Raw genomic sequence first — 17,965 nt, forward strand, 5'->3', positions numbered from 1 at the left:
CGACGCGGGCCCCTCCTTCTCCCGCAAGGGGAGAAGGGATGAGGAGCCGTCCGGCGCGTGAGCGGGACCACGGACGTTTGGAGAAGGCGGGCCTCAGCTCGCGGCGTCGGGGGTTTCCTCTTCGGCCGCTTCGCCCGACTGCATGGCCGAGGAGGTGGCGACCGAGGCCACCACCGCGTCGCGGTCGTGGGCCGACAGCTTGGCGCCCTTGGGCAGGGTCAGGGCGCCGCTGCGCACGCTGTCGCCGATGTCGAGGCCGGTCAGGTCGATCACCAGCGCCTCGGGGATCTGGTCGGCCGGCACCATCAGCTCGACCTCGTGCAGCGCCACGTTCAGCGTGCCGCCGCGCTTCAGGCCCGGCGAGGCTTCGTGGTTCTGGAAGTGCAGCGGCACTTCGATCTTGATCTGCTGGTGGGCGTCGACGCGATAGAGGTCGAAGTGCCAGGGCGTGTCGGTGACCGGGTGCATGTCCACGGCCTTGGCGATCACCGGCTGGGTCTCGGAGCCGTACTTCAGGGTCACTAGGTGGCCCAGGAGCTTGCCCGTGTAGAGCGCCTTCTTGAACTCGTTCATCTTGACCGAGATCGCGACCGGGTCCTTGTCGCCGCCATAGAGGACGCCGGGAACCAGGCCTTCGCGGCGGGCGACGCGCGCGCCACCGGTGCCGGTGCGCTCGCGGACTTCAACGTTCAGAACGATATCGGCCATGGCCTTGCCTCAAAACGAAACCGCCGCGCGAAGGGTGCGCGGCGACGCAGGATGCGACCCATCAGGGCCGAAAGGTGCGCGTAGATACACAAAAGCCTCCGCCCGCGCAACGGGCGCGGGGCTTAATTGTACGTCAGCGCTTCTTGATCTTCGAGCGGGACGTGGCGGGCGTCGAGGCCTTGGTCAGCGCGGCGTCGGCCAGCGCCTGGACGCGCGGATCGATCGGCTCAGCGACGCCGGCGCCTTTCATCAGGCAGTGGCCGGTGTCCTCCAGGATGTGCTGGCCCAGGCAGAAGACGTCCTCGTAGTGCGGCCGGGCCACCGCCAGGCACTGGTAGAGGTTGAGTTTGGCCATGTTCAGGCAGACGCCGCCGGCCGGCTCGGCCAGGATCGGCATCACCTGCGCCAGGCTCGCATCGTCGGCATAGCCCAGGGCGGCCAGGGCGGCGACGGCCAGGGCGTGGATCACCTCCGGCGTATAGGGCGGCTCGGCGGCCATCGGCGTCAGGCCCATCTGGCCGGAACCGGACACTGCGGTCTGCAGGCGCGCCGTCTCGGAGACATCGCCCAGGGCCTGGGTCTCGGAGAGCTGCTTGGCCAGCGCCAGCCGGCTCTCGCGGGCCGGCACGTCGGCCTTCGACCAGGCCTGGTGCTGTACGTCATAGGCCGCCTTGTGCACGTCGCGGCCCAGGTCGATCAGCTTGCGCCCGTCCTCGCCCAAGGCGCTCATCACCAGGCCCGCCGCGTTGGCGGAGCCGGCGAAGCCCACGGCATAGGCCGGGTCCTTCATGATCTCATAGGCGACGGTGCGGCGCTGATCGGGGTCGCCGGCGTATTTTCGCACCCCGGCCACATAGGTCGGGTCCTGCAGGGCCACCACCGCGCCATAGGCGATGGCGCCGCGCAGCAACTGGTCGGGCTCATAGGCTTCGCCGGTCTTCAGGCCCTGGGCCACGTCCGCGCCGGTGGCGAACCCCGGGGAAATGGCCGCGGCATGGGTGACATAGGCGCGATAGGCGCTGGCGAGTTCGACGACCCGCGGCGACAGGTTCACCTGCGGGACCACAGCGGCGACCGGCGCCGGCGCGGGCGGCGGGGCCGGCGGCGGGGCGGAGGAGCAGGCGGCCAGGATCAGGGCCAGGGCCAGGGCGAGCGCCGCTGGGGCGAGGCGCCCATGGATGCGGGATGCTGGGGCGCGGCGGGCAGGATTTGCGGAGGTCATCGAAAGGCTTTCCCCACAGTCGCGTGGCGTCACGCTCAGATTCGTCCCCCGACAGGATTGTGGACTCGCACAGTAAACGCCCGATGAGCAAGCGTCGCCGCAGCGAACCCGTGTGTTCAGTCGAACAGTTTCGACACTGACTCCTCGTTGGCGATGCGGCGGATCGCCTCGCCGATCAGCTTGTCGCAGCTCACATAGCGGATCTTGCCGCCCTCGGTGGCGCGGTCCGGCGGGGCGATGGAGTCGGTCATCACCAGCTCCTTGAGAATCGAGGCGTTCACCCGCTCGACCGCGGCGCCCGACATCACCCCGTGGGTCACGTAGGCCGAGACCTCGGAGGCGCCGTTGTCCACCAGGGCCTGGGCGGCGTTGGTCAGCGTGCCGCCGCCGTCGATGATGTCGTCGAACAGGATGCAGCGGCGGCCGGAGACGTCGCCGATGATGTTGGCCACCTCGCTCTTGCCGGGGCCCGAGCGGCGCTTGTCGACGATGGCCAGCTCGGCGTTGAGGCGCGTGGCGACCGCCAGCGCGCGGGTCACCCCGCCCACGTCGGGCGAGACGATCATCAGCTCGGAGGCCTTCTTGTGGTTGTCCTTGATGTCAGCGGCCAGGATCGGGGCGGACAACAGGTTGTCTGTGGGGATGTCGAAGAAGCCTTGGATCTGGCCGGAGTGCAGGTCCATGGTCAGCACCCGGTCTGCGCCGGCGCGGGTGATCAGATTGGCGACCAGCTTGGCCGAGATCGGGGTGCGGCCGCCGGTCTTGCGGTCCTGCCGGGCGTAGCCGAAGTAGGGCATGACCGCGGTGATCCGCTTGGCCGAGGCGCGTTTCAGCGCGTCGATGCAGATCAACAGCTCCATCAGATTGTCGTTGGCCGGGTAGCTGGTGGACTGGATCACGAAGACGTCCTCGCCGCGGACGTTCTCATCGATGGTCACCCAGACCTCGTTGTCAGCGAAGCGCTTCACCTGGGCCTTGGTGAGCGGCAGGTCGAGGTGGGACGCCACGGCCTCCGCCAGCGTGCGATTGGAGTTGCCGGCCAGCAGCTTCATCGGGGCCCCACGGAGGTTGTGCTTATGCGGCGGGCTTGTAGCAGGGGAGGGCTGTGAGTCTATCCCTCCAGCATGATCGCTGAGAGAAGCCGGCCGTAATCGGGCTCGCCGGTCTTGAAGGCGCGGCGGTTGGAGAAGAACTCGTCCGCCTGCGCACAGGTGTCGTGGCCGACCCATTCGCAGGCCTTCACGCCTGCGGCGGCGAGCCGGCCGAGGACAAAGGCCGGCAGGTCAAATAGCCGCTTATCGGGCGCGGCGCCGGGGCTGAAGAACCGGGCGTAGGCGGGATCGGCCGCGACGAAGCGGTCGAGGTATTCCAGGCCGACCTCATAGGACTGGGGCCCGATGCAGGGCCCGACGGCGGCGCGCAGGCGGTCGCGGTCGGCGCCGAGGGCCTCCATCCGGGCCACCGTGGCCTCGACCACGCCGGTCAGCGCGCCCTTCCAGCCGGCGTGGCAGGCGCCGACGACGCGGACGAGCGGATCGGCGAACAGCACAGGCGCGCAGTCGGCGGCCAGCGCGCCCAGGACCACGCCGGGCGTGGCGCTGGCCAGGCCGTCGGCCTGGGGCGCGTCGCCGGGCCAGAGGCCGTCGGCGGGCAGCGCGGTCGCCGAGTGGACCTGGTGGACGGTGACGATGTCGCCGGCGCCGAAATGGGCGGCGCAGCGGCGGCGGTTTTCGCGCACGGCGTCGGGGTCGTCGTTGGAGCCCAGGCCGACGTTCAGGCTGGCGTAGATCCCCTGGCTGACGCCGCCGCGCCGCGTGAAGAAGGCGTGGCGCACGCCGGGGGCTTCCAGCAGGCGAGAGGTCAGAACGGGCAGGTCGCTCATGCTTCGGTCTCGAACGCGGGCGGGGTCCAGTCGTCGGAATGGATCGCGCAGACCTTGAAGAGCTCGCCCATCTCGTCGGCGGCGATCAGCCGGGTGAGCTGGCGGCCGATGACGTCTGTGCGGTTCGGCGCGGCGGCGACCAGGACCTCGGCGCGCGAGCCGATGCCCATGCGGGCCAGGAACTCGCCCTGGGTGAGGATCGCGGCCTCGGCGCCCTCCGCCCTCGCGGCGGCCATCACGGCGGGGAAATCGGCGTGGACGGTGAGGTCCGCCTCGCCGGGCCGCTCCAGGGGGTCGACCTTATGGTGGCGCCTGAGCGCCTGCAGGGTGTCGCCGAAGCCGGGCGCGTCGCGGCCGTAGTCGATGAGCAAGGCGGCCCCGCCGTCGGCGGCGATCCGCGCGCCGAGCTCGGCGCCGAGCGCGGCCTGGGCCGGCGACTGCTCGAAGACCTGGCCGGGCGCGGCGTCGGGCAGGAGACCGGGGGCCGGCGTTGAGGCCAGACCGAACATCAGCTCGCCGTCGGCGTCGAGGCCCACCACCTGCTCGGCCCAGCCGATGGTCGTGCGCACGAACTGGCGGGCCGGCAGGCAGTCCAGCAGCTCATTGGCGACCAGGATCAGCGGCGCCCCATCCGGGACCTCGGCGAGGCTGGCGGCCCACTGCACGCGCTCGCCCAGGCGCTCGGCCTGCAGCGCGCGGAGCGGCGCGGAGGTCTCCACCAGCCAGACGTCGGCGGCTTCGGTCAGGCCGGGCGCGTGGCGGATGGTCTTCAGGATGTCGCTCATCAGCGTCCCGTCGCCGGGGCCCATCTCCACCAGCCGCACCTCGTCCGGCTGGCCCATCAGCTCCCAGGACGCCGCCGCCCAGACGCCGATCAGCTCGCCGAACATCTGGCTGACCACGGGCGCGGTGATGAAATCGCCGGCCTCGCCGATGGCGGGGCGCGTGGCGTAATAGCCGAAGTCCGGGTCGTGCAGGCAGGCGCTCATATACTGGGCGACGCTGAGGGGGCCGCCCGCGGCGATCTGCGCGACCAGCCGATCACGCAGGGGCATCAGCGCCCTTCGTCGACCCTGGGGATGCGAGGTGGGCCTCTTCGGCGGCGATGAGCGGCGGCAGGGGCTCCTTCAGGCCGCGCCAGACCAGCCAGGCGCCGATCAGCACCATGGGCGCCGAGAGCATCATCCCCATGGTCAGGCCGAGGGGGAAGTTTGGCATGTAGCTGTCCGGCTCGCGGACGTTCTCCAGGCCGATGCGGATCAGGCCGTAGCCGGTGAGGAACAGGCCCATGACCACGCCCCGGCGGTTCAGCCAGTGGCGGCGATGCGTCGCCCAGCGCAGCAGGCAGAAGAGCGCGATCCCCTCCAGCGCCGCCTCATAGAGCTGGCTCGGGTGGCGCGGCAGCGGTCCGCCATCGGGGAACACCATGCCCCAGGGCGCGGTGGTGGGCCGGCCCCAGAGCTCGCCGTTGATGAAGTTGGCGACGCGCACCAGGAAGCCGCCGATCGGCTCGGCCGCGACGATGATGTCGCCGAGGCGAAGCGCGTCGATCTTCTTGGCGCGGGCGAAGGCCAGGCCTGCGACAAAAACGCCGATGGCTCCCCCGTGGAAGCTCATGCCGCCGTGCCAGGTTTTCAGGATCTCGACCGGGTTCGTCCAGATCAGCGCCGGGGTATAGAAGAGCACGTGGCCCAGCCGGCCGCCGACGATCACGCCCAGGGTCAGCCACAGGATCAGGTCGTCGATCTCCAGCGCCGTCGCCGGCGGCGGACGATAGGTCCACAGCTTCGGATTGCGCACCATGGCGACCACGTAGCGCCAGCCCAGCAGAATGGTCGCCACATAGGCCAGGGCGTACCAGCGGATCGCGAAGGGGCCGATCTGGACCAGAACCGGGTCGATGTTGGGGAAATGCAGCAGGACCATCGCTCCGGCGTTAGGGTTGACTGTCGCTTTAGAGGAGAACCTCTTCGCTTTCACCCCTTTGGGCCCATATAAGGGCCATCCGGGCGGTCCGTTTCCGCCCGACCAGAGTATGAGATGCAGACACAAAATCCCTTCCTCGACGAAATGGCCAAGCTCTCTACCGCGGCCATGGGCCTGGCCCAGGCGGCCAGCGAGGAGGCCAAGGCCGCGTTCCGCGCCCAGGCCGACCGGATGGCCGCCGAATTCGACCTGATCCGTCGCGACGACTTCGACGCCCTGAAGGCCGAGGTGGCGTCGCTACGGGCCGAGGTCGAGGCGCTACGGGCGGCGAAGCCCGCGCCCAAGGCCGCGACGAAGACGCCGAAACCGGACGCAGTCGCCTGAAAACGCAACCGCACACAACAATGTGGGCTTCCTCCGCGAAGAACCGGATGACGCTCAAGCCGCGAAGCAGATTAGCTTCCGTATCGCAGGCGATTCGGGGGCGGCCGTCTGCTCCCCGCCCGCTGCGAAAGGGGTCTTATGGACACCAGCCCGTCTGACGACAGCGTCCAGCTCGGCGCCGATCCCCTCGATGTGGTCGAGCATGTGCTCGCCGCGGAGAACCTGCCCTTCGACCGCACGGAAGATGGCGACCTGGCCTTCTCCCTGGCCGGCGACTGGAAGGACTACGAACTCTGGTTCGCCTGGCGACCGGAGGGCGATTGCCTGCAGCTCTGCTGCTCCATGGACCTGACGGTGCCGACCGAACACCGCGCCGCCGCCCAGGAGCTGATCGCCCAGGTGAATCCCCGGGTGTGGCTGGGCCACTTCGAGCTGTGGGAGGACGGCGAAGTCATCTTCCGTCATGGCATGGCCCTGATGACCGGCGAACAGCCGAGCCTGGCCCAGGCCGCGGCGATGATCGACGTTGCCGTAGAAGGCGCCGACCGCTTCTACCCGGCGTTCGACTTCCTGGTGCAGGGCTCGAAGTCGCCGGCCGAAGCCATCGCGGCCTGCATGTTCGAGACCATCGGCGAAGCCTGACGGCGCGACCCCGGCGTTGGCGTTGAGCGCGCCGGCCGCTAGGGTCGGCGGATGATCACGCCAATCCTGATGCTGGGCGCCGGGCGCATGGGCGGCGCCATCGTTGAGGGCTGGGCGAGGGCCGGGGCCTTCGCAGGCTCCGACCTGATGATCGTCGATCCGCAGCCGTCGGACGTGGCTTTGGCGGCCGCCCGTGCGGGCGCCAGGCTCAATCCGCCGGACTCCGACCTCGCCGCGGCGCGCACGGTGATCCTGGCCGTGAAGCCCCAAAAGTGGCTGGAGGCCGCCGGCCAGTACGCCAGCTGGTTGTCGCCCGACGCGGTGATCATCTCCATCGCCGCGGGCGTGGGTTCGCAGGCCATCGCCAAGGAATTCGGTGGTCGGACCGTGGCGCGCGTCATGCCGACCACCGCCGCGGCCATTTGCCAGGGGACCGCCAGCCTCTACGCCGACGACCCGGCGGCGCTCAGCCGCGCGCACGCCCTGTTCGAGCCGCTGGGCACGGTGGTCGACCTGACCGACGAGGCGCAGATCCACGCGGCCACCGCCGTCTCCGGCTCGGCCCCGGCCTATCTCTACGCCTTCATCGAGTCGCTGGAGGCGGCCGGCATGGCCGCGGGCCTGTCGGCGGCGGACGCCAGCCGCCTGGCGCGTTCGACCGTCACCGGCGCAGCCGCCCTGCTGGCCCAGACCGGCGAGCAGCCGGCGGAGCTGCGCCGCCAGGTGACCTCGCCGAACGGCACCACCGAGGCGGCGATGAATGTGCTGCTGGGCGAGCACGGCCTGCCGCCGTTGATGCGCGAGGCGGTGGCGGCGGCCCTACGCCGGTCCAGGGAACTGGGCGCCTAGCCATGCACACGCCACGTCCCGCCGGCGACTTGATCGCGGTGGTGGAGACGCTGGGCCGCCACCTCACGCCCGCGCCGGTCCCGATCGAACCGCTGGCCATGATCCTGTGGGAGAACATCGGCTACCTGGTCGACGACGCGCGCCGCCGCACTCTGTTCGACGCATTCGAGGCGACGGTGGGCGTGGACGCTCACGCCATCGCCGCAGCCGATGACGCCACCCTGTTCCCGATGGCCAAGCGCGGCGGGATGCGGCCGGAGACCCGCGTGGAGCGCTGGCGCACTATCGCGCGGATCGTGATCGAGCGATGCGACGGCGACCTCGACGCGACCCTGCGCGCCCTGCCGCTCGCCAAGGCGCGGACCCTGCTCAAGACCTTCCCAGTCATCGCCGACGCCGGGGCGGACAAGGTGCTGCTGTTCTCCGGCGTCGCCGCCCGGCCGTGCCTGGAATCCAACGGCCTGCGGTCGTTGGCGCGGCTCGGGTTCTTCCAGGAGGGCGGGGCCTACGGTCCCGACTATCGCGCCGGGATCGAGGTGCTGGAAGCGACCGGGCGAACCGACCGCGACTGGCTGGTCGACGCCCACCACCTGCTGCGCGAGCTCGGCAAGACCTGGTGCAAGCGCGGCGTCCCGATCTGCCTGGCCTGCCCACTGGACGCCATCTGCGCCCATGCCGAAGTGAAGACGCTCTAGTCGTCGGCCCGCCCGCACTTGCGGCCGCGGACCAGCAGGGTGGCGCGGCGCGGGGAGTGGACGACCTCGCGCAAGCGCACCTGCAGGCCAAGGTCCTTGAGCATCTCCGCAGCCACCTTGGCTGTCTCGGCGCCCCTGCCAGGCGGCTCGAAGCGGCCGGCCACGCGGAAGTCGCGGATCGACAGCATCAGGTCGCCGCCGGGCTTCAGCACGCCGGTCATCTCGGCGAGCGCGCGTTCCTGGTCGGGCCACAGGTGGAAGGAGTTGACCGCGAAGGCCGCGTCGAACTTGTCGTCCGGGAAGGGCAGGTCGCCGGCGTCGCCGATCCGCAGGTCCAGCGCAGCGTCACCGCGGTTGGCGCGCAGGCGATGACGCGCGCGGGCCACCATCAGCTCGGAGTGGTCGATCCCGGCCACCAGGCCGAGCGGGCGGCTGAGCGCCAGCATCTGCAGCGCCTGGCCCGGGCCGAAACCGATCTCCAGCACCGCGCCGCCCGGCGGCGGGTCCAGCGCGTCTACCGTGGCCCGGTTCTGCAGCGCATTGAGGCTGCCCATCAGCCAGCCCATCACCACGCCGCGGGCGCCATGCGGCTTCATCGCCTGATGCATGAGGATGCTCATCGTGTCGCTCATGCCTGTTAGTCGCTACGGGGGCGCGAAACGGATGCGGGCCGGAACATGAATTCGCCGTCACGTTCGGCGGCGCGGGCCCGGCGTCGTGTCTCGATCCTGTACGGGAACAGCCCTAGCCCGGCAGGCGCACGACCGCCCTCAACCCGCCCAGCGGCGAGCGGGACAGGACGATGTCGCCGCCGTGGCCGCGGGCGACGTCGCGGGCGATGGCGAGGCCGAGGCCCACGCCCTTGGTGTTGAGGTTGCGGGCCTCGTCGAGGCGGCCGAAGGCCTTGAAGGCTTCCTCATACTGGGCCTCGGGGATGCCCGGGCCGTCGTCGTCGACGACGATCTCGACGCCGCCCTGCTCGCGCACCTTGGCGGCGACCTCGACGTGCTCGCCGTGGACGGCGGCGTTCATGATCAGGTTGGAGAGCGCCCGCTTCAGCGCATTGGGCCGCACCGAGGCGGTGAGCAGCGGATCGGCGGCGACGATCACCTGGGCGCCGGCGCGCAGCGCCCCTTCGCTGACCTGCTGCAGCAGGTCGCGCAGGTTGATGGTCTCGGCGGCCTCGCCGCCCTCGCCGCGGGCGAAGGCCAGGTACTCGTCGATCATGTGCTCCATCTCGGCCAGGTCGCCCTTCATGGCGGTGTTGCGCTTGGAGGGTTCGGCGAGCGCCAGGGCCAGCTTCAGCCGGGTGAGCGGGGTGCGAAGGTCGTGGCTGACCGAGGCCAGCAGGGTGGTGCGCTGGTCGATGTGGCGCTGGATGCGGGCGCGCATGTCGAGGAAGGCGTAGGCCGCGCGGCGCACCTCCTTGGCCCCGTGCGGCTTGAAGGCCTCCACGTCGGCGCCGCGTCCGAAGGCCTCGGCGGCGTTGGCCAGCCGCTCGATGGCGCGCACCTGGTTGCGGATGAACAGGATGGCGATGGTGGTGAGCAGGATCGTCGCCACGGTCATCCAGAGGACGAAGATGTGGCCCTGGGTGGCGAAGGCGCGGTCGCGCGGCGCCAGGATGCGCATCACCCCGCCGGGCACCGAGACGCGGATGTCGACGTAGGCCGGGTAGCGGGTGGTGTCGAACCAGAACGGCTGGTCGAGGCGCTCGGACAGCGCGCGCTGCAGCGACTGGTCGATGGGCGCCAGGAACGGCTGATAGATCACCGGCGCGTCGTGCTTGTAGGGCGGCAGCTTGCGGCCGGGCTGCAGGGCGATGGAAAGGCTCATGGAGTCCTCCGCCCGCTTGGAGAGCTTGGCGAACGCCGCCGGGCTGGGGTCGTCGCGATAGCTTTCCACCGCCCAGGCGATGTCGCCGGCCAGGCCTTCGGAGAGGCGGCTGGTGACGGTCTGCCAGTGGGCGTCGAAGAAGACGTAGGTCACCGCGATCTGCATGATCGCCACTGGCAGGACGATGATCAGCAGGGAGCGGCCGAAAAGCGTCTTCGGCATCTGCCGCTTGATCCAGCGGCCGATCACACGGGGCGAACGGGCCATCAGTCGGGAGCCAGTCGGTAGCCTATGCCGCGCACCGTCTGCAGATAGCGGGGCGCCTTGGGGTCGGCCTCGATCTTACGCCGAAGCCGGGTCACCTGCACATCCACCGCCCGGCCGGAGGGGTCGACCGTGTCGCGGGCCAGCTCCAGCCGCTCCACGGGCTCGTCAGGCGTGCGGGCGAGCTGGCGCAACAGGGCCACTTCCGCCTCGGTCAGCTTGACCGGCTCGCCGTCGCAGGTGAGCTCGCCGCGGTCGGGGTCGAAGACGCAGCGGCCGAGCGACAGGGGTCCGCCCTGGGCCGGCCGGTCCGACGCGCGGCGCAGGATCGCCTCGATGCGCAGCAACAGCTCCTCCGGCTCGAAGGGCTTGGCCAGGTAGTCGTCCGCGCCGAGCTTCAGGCCCTCGATGCGGCTGCCCGCCTCGCCCATGGCGGTGAGCATCAACACCGGGGTCTTGCCGGCCGGGCCCCGCTGCTCGCGCAGCCACCGGGTCAGCGAGAAGCCGTCCTCGCCGGGCATCATCACGTCGAACACCGCCAGGTCGAAATCCAGCGTCCCGATCAGCTTGCGGGCCGGCGCGCCGCCGGCCGCGGCGGTGACCCGGAAGCCTGCCCGCGCCAGATATTCCTTCAGCAGTTCGCGGATACGGTCGTCATCGTCGACCACCAGCAGATGCCGCGCGCGCGCCGGCGCACTCATAGCCAAGCTCCTGTCGAGCCCAGCCCATTTTGTTTGACGAGGTCGCCCACGGAGGGTTCTAGAGGGGTCTTGCGAAAGGAGGTCACCCTCTCATGTCTCTCGTTCCCTTCGACGACCGCGATGGATGGATCTGGCTGGACGGCCAGTTCGTGCCCTGGCGCGAGGCGACGGTGCACGTACTGACGCATGGTCTGCATTACGCCTCGGCCGTGTTCGAGGGGGAGCGGATGTACGGGGGTGAGATCTTCGAGCTGACGGCGCACACCGAGCGTCTCTTCAAGTCCGCCGAGATCCTCGACTTCCAGATCCCGTTCACGGTGGCCCAGATCGATCAGGCCTGCAAGGACACCTGCGCCAAGAACGGCCTGGCAGACGCCTATCTGCGCCCGATCGCCTGGCGCGGATCGGAGATGATCGGGGTCTCGGCGCAGAACACCAAGATCCATGTAGCCATCGCCTGCTGGGACTGGCCGAGCTACTTCACGCCTGAAGCCAAGGCCAAAGGCATCCGCATGTGCTGGGCCAAGTACAAGCGCCCCTCGCCGGAGACCGAACCGGTGCACGCCAAGGCCGCCGGCCTCTACATGATCTGCACCATCTCCAAGCACGCCGCGGAGAAGGACGGCTACACCGACGCCATGATGCTCGACTACCGCGGCTATGTTGCGGAGAGCACCGGCTCGAACGTGTTCTTCATCAAGGACGGGGTGATCCACACGCCGATCCCGGACTGCTTCCTGAACGGCATCACCCGCCAGTCGCTGATCAAGCTGGCGCGGTCGCGGGGCTTCGAGGTCATCGAGCGCCACATCCGGCCCGAGGAGCTGTCGGAGTTCTCCGAATGCTTCGTCACCGGCAGCGCGGCCGAGGTAACGCCGGTGTCGGAGATCGGCGAGTACCGGTTCACGCCCGGCAACATCTCGCTCAGCCTGGCGGACGACTATTCCAAGATGGTCCGCCGCGAGCTGGTAAGCGTCTGAGGCCTCATTTGAGGCCGTAGACCACCAGGCGGGCGTTGACCTTGGCGGTCGGCCAGATCGGCGAGGTCATGCCCGTGGCGATGGCCACCCGCTGCTCACCGCTCGCCGTCGAATAGCTGATAATCCCCCCGCCGACCGCGCCATCCAGCTTGGCGGTCCAGAGGGTGGCGCCGGTCCTGGCGTCGAGGGCGTAGAGGTCGCCGGCCATGTCGCCGGCGAAGACCACGCCGCCGGCCGTCGGGGTGACGCCGCCCAGCACCGGGGCAGGCAGCTTGCGCTTCCAGACGACCTTGCCGCTATCGGCGTCCACCGCATTGACCCAGCCGGACCAATGGCCGGGCGGATCGAGCTTGCCGAAGACGTTCTTGGCGTCGGCCGAGCCGGACCAGGGCTCGCCGGGCTGGACCGCGTTGACCTGGGCCGGCGGGGCGAGCTTGACCGTGTCGCACCAGTCGACCGCCCCGACGTAGAGCAGGTTGGTGGCCGGCGAATAGGCCGCGCCGTTCCATTCCGAGCCGCCCTGGGTGCCGGGACAGAAGCGCGTGCCGGTCGCGGTCAGCGGCGCCGTGGCGTTGAGGATAGTTGTCGTCGGCGTGCTCCAGAGCTGCTTTCCGCTGGCGGTATCGAGGCCGTAGACGTGGCCGTTCTTGATCGCTTCGGCGGCCAACCGGACGCCGCCGCGGGTGGTGACGATCGCCGGCGCGGCCGAGACGTCCCAGTCGTGGAAGTCGCGCTCGACGATGGGGAAGGCGGTCTTCAGCGCCCCGGTCCGGGCGTCCAGCGCCACCAGGGAACCGGCGTAGGGATTGGTCCCGGGCCGCAGCTGGGCCGCGAAGTCCGGGGCCGGATTTCCGCCGGGCGCATAGAGGACGCCTGCCGCCGGATCGAGGGCGTAGCTCGTCCAGGTCCCACCGCCGGTGATCGGCACGCCGGGCGCATTGCCCCAGCCGCCGGGCGGCATGGCCGGCGGCGGCGCGGCGGGGCCGCGGGCCTTGTCGCCCGTCTGGCGGGGGACGAGGTATTGCTCCCAGAGGATCTTACCTGTCGCCGCGTCGAGGGCGTAGATGCGGCCCTTGACGCCCTTGTTGTCGCCGCCGGCGTTGCCCACGAAGACCATGCCGTTCCAGGCGATCGGGGCCGCCGGGATCGTCTCGCCCAAGGCCGGATCGGCCAGGGTCTGGGCCCAGAGCCGCTTGCCGGTGGCCAGGTCGTAGGCCAGCAGACGCCCATCCTGCGTGCCGCGGAACAGGCGCGCGCCGCCGATCGCCGCGCCCCGGTTCACGTTCAGGGGGCTCGCGGCCTTGTAGGCCTCGGTGGTCTTCCACTTCACGGCGCAGGTGGCGGCGTCCAGGGCGATCGTGTCGAAGTCGGTGGTCACATAGATCACCCCGCCGATCTCCAGGGGGCCGGTCTGGAAGCTCGTCTGGCGGCCGAGATCGTAGCTGCAGATCGGCTTGAGCCGGGCGGCGCTGGCGGGCGTAACCGCGGTCTGTGGCGCGAAGCGGTCGCCTTGCAGGGTGCGATTGTAGGAGGGCCAGTCGTTGGTCTGGCGCGGCTGAGCCTGGGCGGTGGCGCCGGCCAACAGGGCCGCCCCGATCAGGGTTGCCGTCAAGCGATCCATGGTCGGGCTCCCGATTTCGCTAAGCTAGCTTGCCGCGAAACGCCCGTGGCGCAGCTTGGTTCCTAGGACTTCACCAGACGCCCGGCGCGTAGCGCCAGCGGACGCGCCGGGCGTAGTCGTCATAGCCGGCCAGTTCCTCGCGGAGCATCTTCTCCTCGCCCAGGGTGCGGTAGGTCAGGCCGAGGATGGCCGGCGGGACCAGGATCAGGCCCCACCACGAGCCCAGCACCAGCGGGGCGCCGACGAACTGCAGCAGGCCGAAGGCGTACATCGGGTGGCGCACGATGGCGTAGGGGCCGGTGTCGATCACCGTCTGGCCGCGGTCGGCCTGGATCTTGATCACCGGCGCCGCGAAGCTGTTCGTGGCGAACACCCAGGCGACGCCCAGGAAGCTGACAACCAGCAGGGCGGCGCCCAGCGTCTGGAGCCAGACCGGGACGTGCGACCAGGCCATCCGCCGCGCATCGATGCCCATCAACACCGTCCAGCCCACGTAGAGGACGATGACGCAGGTCAGGAACACCTTGTCCCAGGCCTTCTGGTCGCGCTGGTAGACGGGCTTGAGCCGCTCTTCGAGCAGCCCGGGATCGACCCGGGCGAGCCAGAGGCTGACGCCCATGCCGAGGGCGAAGAACAGCGCCAGATAGGCCCAGGCGCTGGGCCAGAGAAGCGTCCCCGCGGCGCCGAACAGCAGCCCGCCGAGCACCGCCATCAGCAGCACCATCTCGACCAGCAGCAGCCCGATCAGGCGCGGCCTAGCGGCCATCGGCTCGACCCCTTCAGAACATCCAGGCGTAAGGCCGCGGATAGGGCTCCTCGCGGGCGAGCGCGATGACGCCCAGGATCGATCGGACCAGGAACCAGGCCCAGGTCAGGCCGCAGATGGTCAGGCCGAGCCAGAGGAACGGCAGTCCGACCAGGATCAATGAGAAAATCCCGCCCCAGAAGGCGATGGCGGCGCCCACCAGGAAGAGGCCGATCGACAGCCAGAAGGTGCGAATCTGGAAGGTGTAGTGGCTGTACATGATGGGGCCGGCGGTGTTCCGGCAGGCATAGGCCATGATCAGGCCGATGATGATCGTCAGGCCATGGGTCAGGCCGACAATGTAGAGCGCGTAGACGACCGCCGGCAGGGTGCGGTCCTCTCGGGCGCTGAAGTCATGGGTTTCGGTCATGAGACCTCCCTTTCGCCTCGGATCATGCCGCAATCGGGCGCGAGCGCCAGATAAGCTTTCGTAAGATTCAGTCGCGCACGAGCGTGATTTCGACGCCCGCCGCCACCGCGTCAGGCGCCAGCGCCAGGGGCTTTTCGACCCGCACGCGGGCCTTGGTCACCCGCCGGTCGGCCAGGCAGGCGTGGGCCAGGCGCTCGGCGAAGGTCTCCACCAGCTCGATATGCCCGCCGCCGGCGATGGCGCGGGCGGCGGCCAGGATGGTCTCGTAGTTCAAGGTGTCGGAGAGCCGGTCGGCGCCGGCGGTGGGGACGTCCAGCTCCACGTCGACGACCAGGGGCTGCACGCGGCCGATCTCGTGCTTATAGACGCCGATCTCGGCCTGGACCTTCAGGCCGGTGACGAAGACCCGGGTCATGGCCGTTCGGATGGCGGCGGGGATCGCGGGCGCCATCAGCCGCGTCCCGAAAGGTGCTGGCCGGCGTCGACGGCGATCATCTGGCCGGTGACCGCCGGCGCGTCGATCAGGTAGCGCAGGGCCTGGGCGATCTCGGTGGGCGCTACGGCATGGCCCAGCAGGGTTGCGGCGACCTCGGCGTCGAAGGCGGCCTGGTCCTGATGGACCGAGGCCAGCGTCGGACCGGGGCCGATTCCGTTGACGCGGATCCTCGGCGCCAGAGCCTGGGCCAGCATCCGGGTGGCGTCCCAGAGCGCGGTCTTGGAGAGCGAATAGGAGAAGAAGTCCGGCCCCGGCGCCAGCACCCGCTGGTCGAGGATGTTGACGATCAGCCCGTGTCGCTCTGGCGGCAGGCGCCGGGCGAAGACCTGCGCCAGCACCAGGGGCGCGCGCAGGTTGGTCTCCATGTGGGCGTCCCAGGACGCGCGGTTCATGTCGGTGAAAGCGTCTTCCTCGAAGACGCTGGCGCAATTGACCAGCAGGGTGACGGCGCCCAGCTCGGTCTCGGCCTCGCCCACCAGGGCGACGGTGGTGGATTCCTTGCGCAGGTCGCAGGGGAGGATGGCGGCCTTGCGGCCCTTGGCGCGGACTTCGGCCGCGGCGGCCTCGGCCTCGTCGTCCACCGCCCGGACGTGGATGGCGACGTCGTAGCCGGCGTCGGCGGCGGCGCAGACCAGGGCGCGGCCAATGCGCCGCGCGCCGCCGGTGATCAGGGCGGCGCCTCGCTCACCCATGGGTGGTCAGGAGGCTCAGTCGAACCGGCCGAATTCGACGCGGTTGAGGATCGCGATCACGGCGATGAAGGCGACGATGACGTAGACACCCATGGGGCTCTCCAAACTCGGTTGTCCGGGCTTTATCGGCGCGGCGCCGTGGCCGCAAGCGCTTGTCCAGCGGCGACGCGCCGTCGATCCGCCGACGCTGAGGGCGCGCCGCCCCTTTTTTAGGGAATCTGGCTTCCCCACTTACCGTCGATCACTAAAATGGCTGGTGAAGCCGGACGGGCCCCTGTCATCCGGTGATCCGCCAAAACCGAACGATCCCGGGAGGACGTCAATGCGCGAATACCTCAAATTCTATATCGACGGCGAATGGGTCGATCCGGTCGAGATGAAGACGCTGGATGTCGAGAACCCGGCCACCGAGCAGATCGTCGGCAAGATCGCCCTGGGTTCAGCGGCTGACGTGGACAAGGCCGTGAAGGCCGCCCGCAAGGCGTTCGCGTCCTGGTCGCAGACCAGCCGCGAAGAGCGCCTGGAAGTGCTGGGCCGCATCCTGGCCGAATACCAGAAGCGCTTCGGCGACCTGGCCACGGCGGTGACCGAGGAGATGGGCGCGCCTGCCTCGCTGGCGCAGCGCGCGCAGGTCCCAGCCGGCATGGGCCACCTGGCCACCGCCGCCGGCATCCTGAAGGACTTCAAATTCGAGGAAGACCGCGGCCAGACGATGATCGTCAAGGAGCCCATCGGCGTCTGCAGCTTCATCACCCCCTGGAACTGGCCGCTGAACCAGATCGCCTGCAAGGTGGCTCCGGCCATCGCCACAGGCTGCACCATGGTGCTGAAGCCCTCGGAAGTGGCTCCCTTCTCCGGCCAGATCTTCGCCGAGATCATGCATGCGGCGGGCGTGCCCAAGGGCGTGTTCAACCTGGTGCATGGCGATGGCCCGACCGTCGGCGCGGCGCTCTCCAGCCACCCGGACGTGGACATGGTCTCATTCACCGGCTCCACCCGCGCCGGCATTGAGGTCGCCAAGGCGGCGGCCCCGACCGTCAAGCGCGTCCACCAGGAGCTGGGCGGCAAGAGCCCGAACATCGTGCTCGACGACGACGTGCTGACCAAGTCGGTGGCGCGCGGCGTCGGCCACATGATGACCAACACCGGCCAGTCCTGTAACGCGCCGACCCGCATGCTGGTCCCGTCCCAGCGCATGGGCGAGGCGATCGCCGCGGCCAAGGAAGCCGCCGAGCAGATCACCGTCGGCGACCCGAACGGCAACGCCACCATGGGCCCGGTGGTCTCCAAGGTGCAGTGGGACAAGATCCAGGGCCTGATCAAGAAGGGCATCGCGGAAGGCGCCACCCTGGTCACCGGCGGTCCCGACCGTCCGGAGGGCCTCGAGAAGGGCTGGTTCGTGAAGCCGACGGTGTTCGCCAACGTCACCAACGACATGACCATCGCCCAGGAGGAGATCTTCGGCCCGGTGCTGTCGATCCTCGGCTACGAGAGCGTCGACCAGGCCATCGAGATCGGCAACGACACCGAGTACGGCCTGGCCGGCTATGTGAACGGCGCCGATATCGAGCAGGCCCGCTCCATCGCCCGCCAGCTGCGCGCCGGCCAGGTGTCGATCAACGGCGCCTCGGACATGACCGCGCCCTTCGGCGGCTTCAAGATGAGCGGCAACGGGCGCGAGTGGGGCGACTTCGCCTTCCACGAGTTCCTCGAAACCAAGGCCATCCTCGGCTACACGCCGAAGCAGGCCGCGGAGTAAATCCGGCGTCCCATCCCTCCTCTTTAGGGGAGGGACAGGCCGCGCCAGCGGCCAGGGTGGGGGAATCGCGTTCAAGCTCTGACTTCGGAGTCCTGGCCCTGAGATCCCCACCCGTCCGAGGCTTCGCCTCGTC

The 17,965-nt window shown here is 69.8% G+C and carries 20 protein-coding genes; 6 read left to right on the forward strand and 14 right to left on the reverse strand.

The window, feature by feature from the left end; genetic code table 11:
* Positions 1-93 precede the first annotated feature (93 nt).
* From VHS75_RS02060 to lgt, 6 genes are all read right to left on the reverse strand, one after another.
* Entirely contained in the window at positions 94-708 is a 615-nt protein-coding gene (locus tag VHS75_RS02060; RefSeq protein ID WP_329636939.1) for a 50S ribosomal protein L25/general stress protein Ctc, read from the reverse strand.
* A 133-nt stretch (positions 709-841) separates the two neighbouring features.
* Positions 842-1,930 (reverse strand): hypothetical protein, encoded by a 1,089-nt coding sequence (locus VHS75_RS02065; RefSeq protein ID WP_329636940.1) that lies wholly within the window; start codon positions 1,928-1,930, stop codon positions 842-844.
* A gap of 116 nt (positions 1,931-2,046) precedes the next feature.
* A complete protein-coding gene (locus VHS75_RS02070; RefSeq protein ID WP_329636941.1) occupies positions 2,047-2,982 on the reverse strand; it encodes a ribose-phosphate pyrophosphokinase in 936 nt (311 codons plus the stop codon).
* Positions 2,983-3,041: 59 nt separating this feature from the next.
* A complete protein-coding gene (pgeF, locus tag VHS75_RS02075) occupies positions 3,042-3,812 on the reverse strand; it encodes a peptidoglycan editing factor PgeF (RefSeq protein WP_329636942.1) in 771 nt (256 codons plus the stop codon).
* Positions 3,809-4,867: a class I SAM-dependent methyltransferase gene (locus VHS75_RS02080; RefSeq protein WP_329636943.1), complete on the reverse strand. Its 1,059-nt coding sequence runs from the start codon at positions 4,865-4,867 to the stop codon at positions 3,809-3,811. Before VHS75_RS02080 ends, pgeF begins: the two co-directional genes overlap by 4 nt.
* Positions 4,854-5,729 carry a prolipoprotein diacylglyceryl transferase gene (gene lgt / locus VHS75_RS02085; RefSeq protein ID WP_329637023.1) on the reverse strand — a complete coding sequence of 292 codons (876 nt, stop codon included), beginning with the start codon at positions 5,727-5,729 and terminating at the stop codon, positions 4,854-4,856. The genes VHS75_RS02080 and lgt overlap by 14 nt, the downstream gene beginning before the upstream one ends.
* 123 nt (positions 5,730-5,852) lie before the next feature.
* On the opposite strand from lgt, the gene VHS75_RS02090 reads away from it, so the two are divergent.
* From VHS75_RS02090 to VHS75_RS02105, 4 genes are all read left to right on the forward strand, one after another.
* Positions 5,853-6,122, forward strand: a complete 270-nt coding sequence (locus VHS75_RS02090; RefSeq protein WP_329636944.1) for an accessory factor UbiK family protein — start codon at positions 5,853-5,855, stop codon at positions 6,120-6,122.
* Between the two features lie 138 nt (positions 6,123-6,260).
* On the forward strand, positions 6,261-6,764 hold the full coding sequence (locus VHS75_RS02095) for a YbjN domain-containing protein (protein WP_329636945.1): 504 nt from the start codon (positions 6,261-6,263) through the stop codon (positions 6,762-6,764).
* Between the two features lie 54 nt (positions 6,765-6,818).
* Positions 6,819-7,613: a pyrroline-5-carboxylate reductase gene (gene proC / locus VHS75_RS02100; RefSeq protein WP_329637024.1), complete on the forward strand. Its 795-nt coding sequence runs from the start codon at positions 6,819-6,821 to the stop codon at positions 7,611-7,613.
* Between the two features lie 2 nt (positions 7,614-7,615).
* Positions 7,616-8,308: a hypothetical protein gene (locus VHS75_RS02105; protein WP_329636946.1), complete on the forward strand. Its 693-nt coding sequence runs from the start codon at positions 7,616-7,618 to the stop codon at positions 8,306-8,308.
* Here the strand turns inward: VHS75_RS02105 and VHS75_RS02110 are convergent.
* The 3 genes from VHS75_RS02110 to VHS75_RS02120 form a co-directional block, all read right to left on the reverse strand.
* Positions 8,305-8,928 carry a class I SAM-dependent methyltransferase gene (locus VHS75_RS02110; RefSeq protein WP_329636947.1) on the reverse strand — a complete coding sequence of 208 codons (624 nt, stop codon included), beginning with the start codon at positions 8,926-8,928 and terminating at the stop codon, positions 8,305-8,307. The two genes, VHS75_RS02105 and VHS75_RS02110, sit on opposite strands and share 4 nt — an antisense overlap.
* A gap of 124 nt (positions 8,929-9,052) precedes the next feature.
* A complete protein-coding gene (locus tag VHS75_RS02115) occupies positions 9,053-10,411 on the reverse strand; it encodes an ATP-binding protein (protein ID WP_329636948.1) in 1,359 nt (452 codons plus the stop codon).
* Positions 10,411-11,109: a response regulator transcription factor gene (locus VHS75_RS02120; protein ID WP_329636949.1), complete on the reverse strand. Its 699-nt coding sequence runs from the start codon at positions 11,107-11,109 to the stop codon at positions 10,411-10,413. The genes VHS75_RS02115 and VHS75_RS02120 overlap by 1 nt, the downstream gene beginning before the upstream one ends.
* 92 nt (positions 11,110-11,201) lie before the next feature.
* Here VHS75_RS02120 and VHS75_RS02125 point away from each other — a divergent pair, with 92 nt between their 5' ends.
* On the forward strand, positions 11,202-12,089 hold the full coding sequence (locus VHS75_RS02125) for a branched-chain amino acid aminotransferase (RefSeq protein ID WP_329636950.1): 888 nt from the start codon (positions 11,202-11,204) through the stop codon (positions 12,087-12,089).
* 4 nt (positions 12,090-12,093) lie between these two features.
* On the opposite strand, the gene VHS75_RS02130 is transcribed toward VHS75_RS02125, so the two are convergent.
* The 5 genes from VHS75_RS02130 to VHS75_RS02150 form a co-directional block, all read right to left on the reverse strand.
* Positions 12,094-13,710 (reverse strand): pyrroloquinoline quinone-dependent dehydrogenase, encoded by a 1,617-nt coding sequence (locus VHS75_RS02130; RefSeq protein WP_329636951.1) that lies wholly within the window; start codon positions 13,708-13,710, stop codon positions 12,094-12,096.
* A 70-nt stretch (positions 13,711-13,780) separates the two neighbouring features.
* Positions 13,781-14,476: an isoprenylcysteine carboxylmethyltransferase family protein gene (locus VHS75_RS02135; protein WP_329636952.1), complete on the reverse strand. Its 696-nt coding sequence runs from the start codon at positions 14,474-14,476 to the stop codon at positions 13,781-13,783.
* Between the two features lie 13 nt (positions 14,477-14,489).
* Positions 14,490-14,885: a hypothetical protein gene (locus VHS75_RS02140; protein WP_329636953.1), complete on the reverse strand. Its 396-nt coding sequence runs from the start codon at positions 14,883-14,885 to the stop codon at positions 14,490-14,492.
* Between the two features lie 67 nt (positions 14,886-14,952).
* Positions 14,953-15,336: a dihydroneopterin aldolase gene (folB, locus tag VHS75_RS02145; RefSeq protein ID WP_329636954.1), complete on the reverse strand. Its 384-nt coding sequence runs from the start codon at positions 15,334-15,336 to the stop codon at positions 14,953-14,955.
* Entirely contained in the window at positions 15,336-16,073 is a 738-nt protein-coding gene (locus VHS75_RS02150) for an SDR family oxidoreductase (protein WP_329636955.1), read from the reverse strand. The genes folB and VHS75_RS02150 overlap by 1 nt, the downstream gene beginning before the upstream one ends.
* A 322-nt stretch (positions 16,074-16,395) precedes the next feature.
* Between VHS75_RS02150 and VHS75_RS02155 the strand changes: the two genes are divergently transcribed.
* Positions 16,396-17,832 carry an aldehyde dehydrogenase family protein gene (locus VHS75_RS02155; protein ID WP_329636956.1) on the forward strand — a complete coding sequence of 479 codons (1,437 nt, stop codon included), beginning with the start codon at positions 16,396-16,398 and terminating at the stop codon, positions 17,830-17,832.
* Positions 17,833-17,965 lie beyond the last annotated feature (133 nt).

The sequence above is a fragment of the Phenylobacterium sp. genome, from assembly GCF_036264965.1.
GTDB lineage: Bacteria > Pseudomonadota > Alphaproteobacteria > Caulobacterales > Caulobacteraceae > Phenylobacterium.

What these genes read in the sequence shown, in the direction of transcription:
- VHS75_RS02060 (WP_329636939.1), bottom strand. Translation starts at nt 708, where the DNA reads ATGGCCGATATCGTTCTGAACGTTGAAGTCCGCGAGCGCACCGGCACC.
- VHS75_RS02065 (WP_329636940.1), bottom strand. Translation starts at nt 1,930, where the DNA reads ATGACCTCCGCAAATCCTGCCCGCCGCGCCCCAGCATCCCGCATCCAT.
- VHS75_RS02070 (WP_329636941.1), bottom strand. Translation starts at nt 2,982, where the DNA reads ATGAAGCTGCTGGCCGGCAACTCCAATCGCACGCTGGCGGAGGCCGTG.
- pgeF (WP_329636942.1), bottom strand. Translation starts at nt 3,812, where the DNA reads ATGAGCGACCTGCCCGTTCTGACCTCTCGCCTGCTGGAAGCCCCCGGC.
- VHS75_RS02080 (WP_329636943.1), bottom strand. Translation starts at nt 4,867, where the DNA reads ATGCCCCTGCGTGATCGGCTGGTCGCGCAGATCGCCGCGGGCGGCCCC.
- VHS75_RS02090 (WP_329636944.1), top strand. Translation starts at nt 5,853, where the DNA reads ATGCAGACACAAAATCCCTTCCTCGACGAAATGGCCAAGCTCTCTACC.
- VHS75_RS02095 (WP_329636945.1), top strand. Translation starts at nt 6,261, where the DNA reads ATGGACACCAGCCCGTCTGACGACAGCGTCCAGCTCGGCGCCGATCCC.
- VHS75_RS02105 (WP_329636946.1), top strand. Translation starts at nt 7,616, where the DNA reads ATGCACACGCCACGTCCCGCCGGCGACTTGATCGCGGTGGTGGAGACG.
- VHS75_RS02110 (WP_329636947.1), bottom strand. Translation starts at nt 8,928, where the DNA reads ATGAGCATCCTCATGCATCAGGCGATGAAGCCGCATGGCGCCCGCGGC.
- VHS75_RS02115 (WP_329636948.1), bottom strand. Translation starts at nt 10,411, where the DNA reads ATGGCCCGTTCGCCCCGTGTGATCGGCCGCTGGATCAAGCGGCAGATG.
- VHS75_RS02120 (WP_329636949.1), bottom strand. Translation starts at nt 11,109, where the DNA reads ATGAGTGCGCCGGCGCGCGCGCGGCATCTGCTGGTGGTCGACGATGAC.
- VHS75_RS02125 (WP_329636950.1), top strand. Translation starts at nt 11,202, where the DNA reads ATGTCTCTCGTTCCCTTCGACGACCGCGATGGATGGATCTGGCTGGAC.
- VHS75_RS02130 (WP_329636951.1), bottom strand. Translation starts at nt 13,710, where the DNA reads ATGGATCGCTTGACGGCAACCCTGATCGGGGCGGCCCTGTTGGCCGGC.
- VHS75_RS02135 (WP_329636952.1), bottom strand. Translation starts at nt 14,476, where the DNA reads ATGGCCGCTAGGCCGCGCCTGATCGGGCTGCTGCTGGTCGAGATGGTG.
- VHS75_RS02140 (WP_329636953.1), bottom strand. Translation starts at nt 14,885, where the DNA reads ATGACCGAAACCCATGACTTCAGCGCCCGAGAGGACCGCACCCTGCCG.
- folB (WP_329636954.1), bottom strand. Translation starts at nt 15,336, where the DNA reads ATGGCGCCCGCGATCCCCGCCGCCATCCGAACGGCCATGACCCGGGTC.
- VHS75_RS02150 (WP_329636955.1), bottom strand. Translation starts at nt 16,073, where the DNA reads ATGGGTGAGCGAGGCGCCGCCCTGATCACCGGCGGCGCGCGGCGCATT.
- VHS75_RS02155 (WP_329636956.1), top strand. Translation starts at nt 16,396, where the DNA reads ATGCGCGAATACCTCAAATTCTATATCGACGGCGAATGGGTCGATCCG.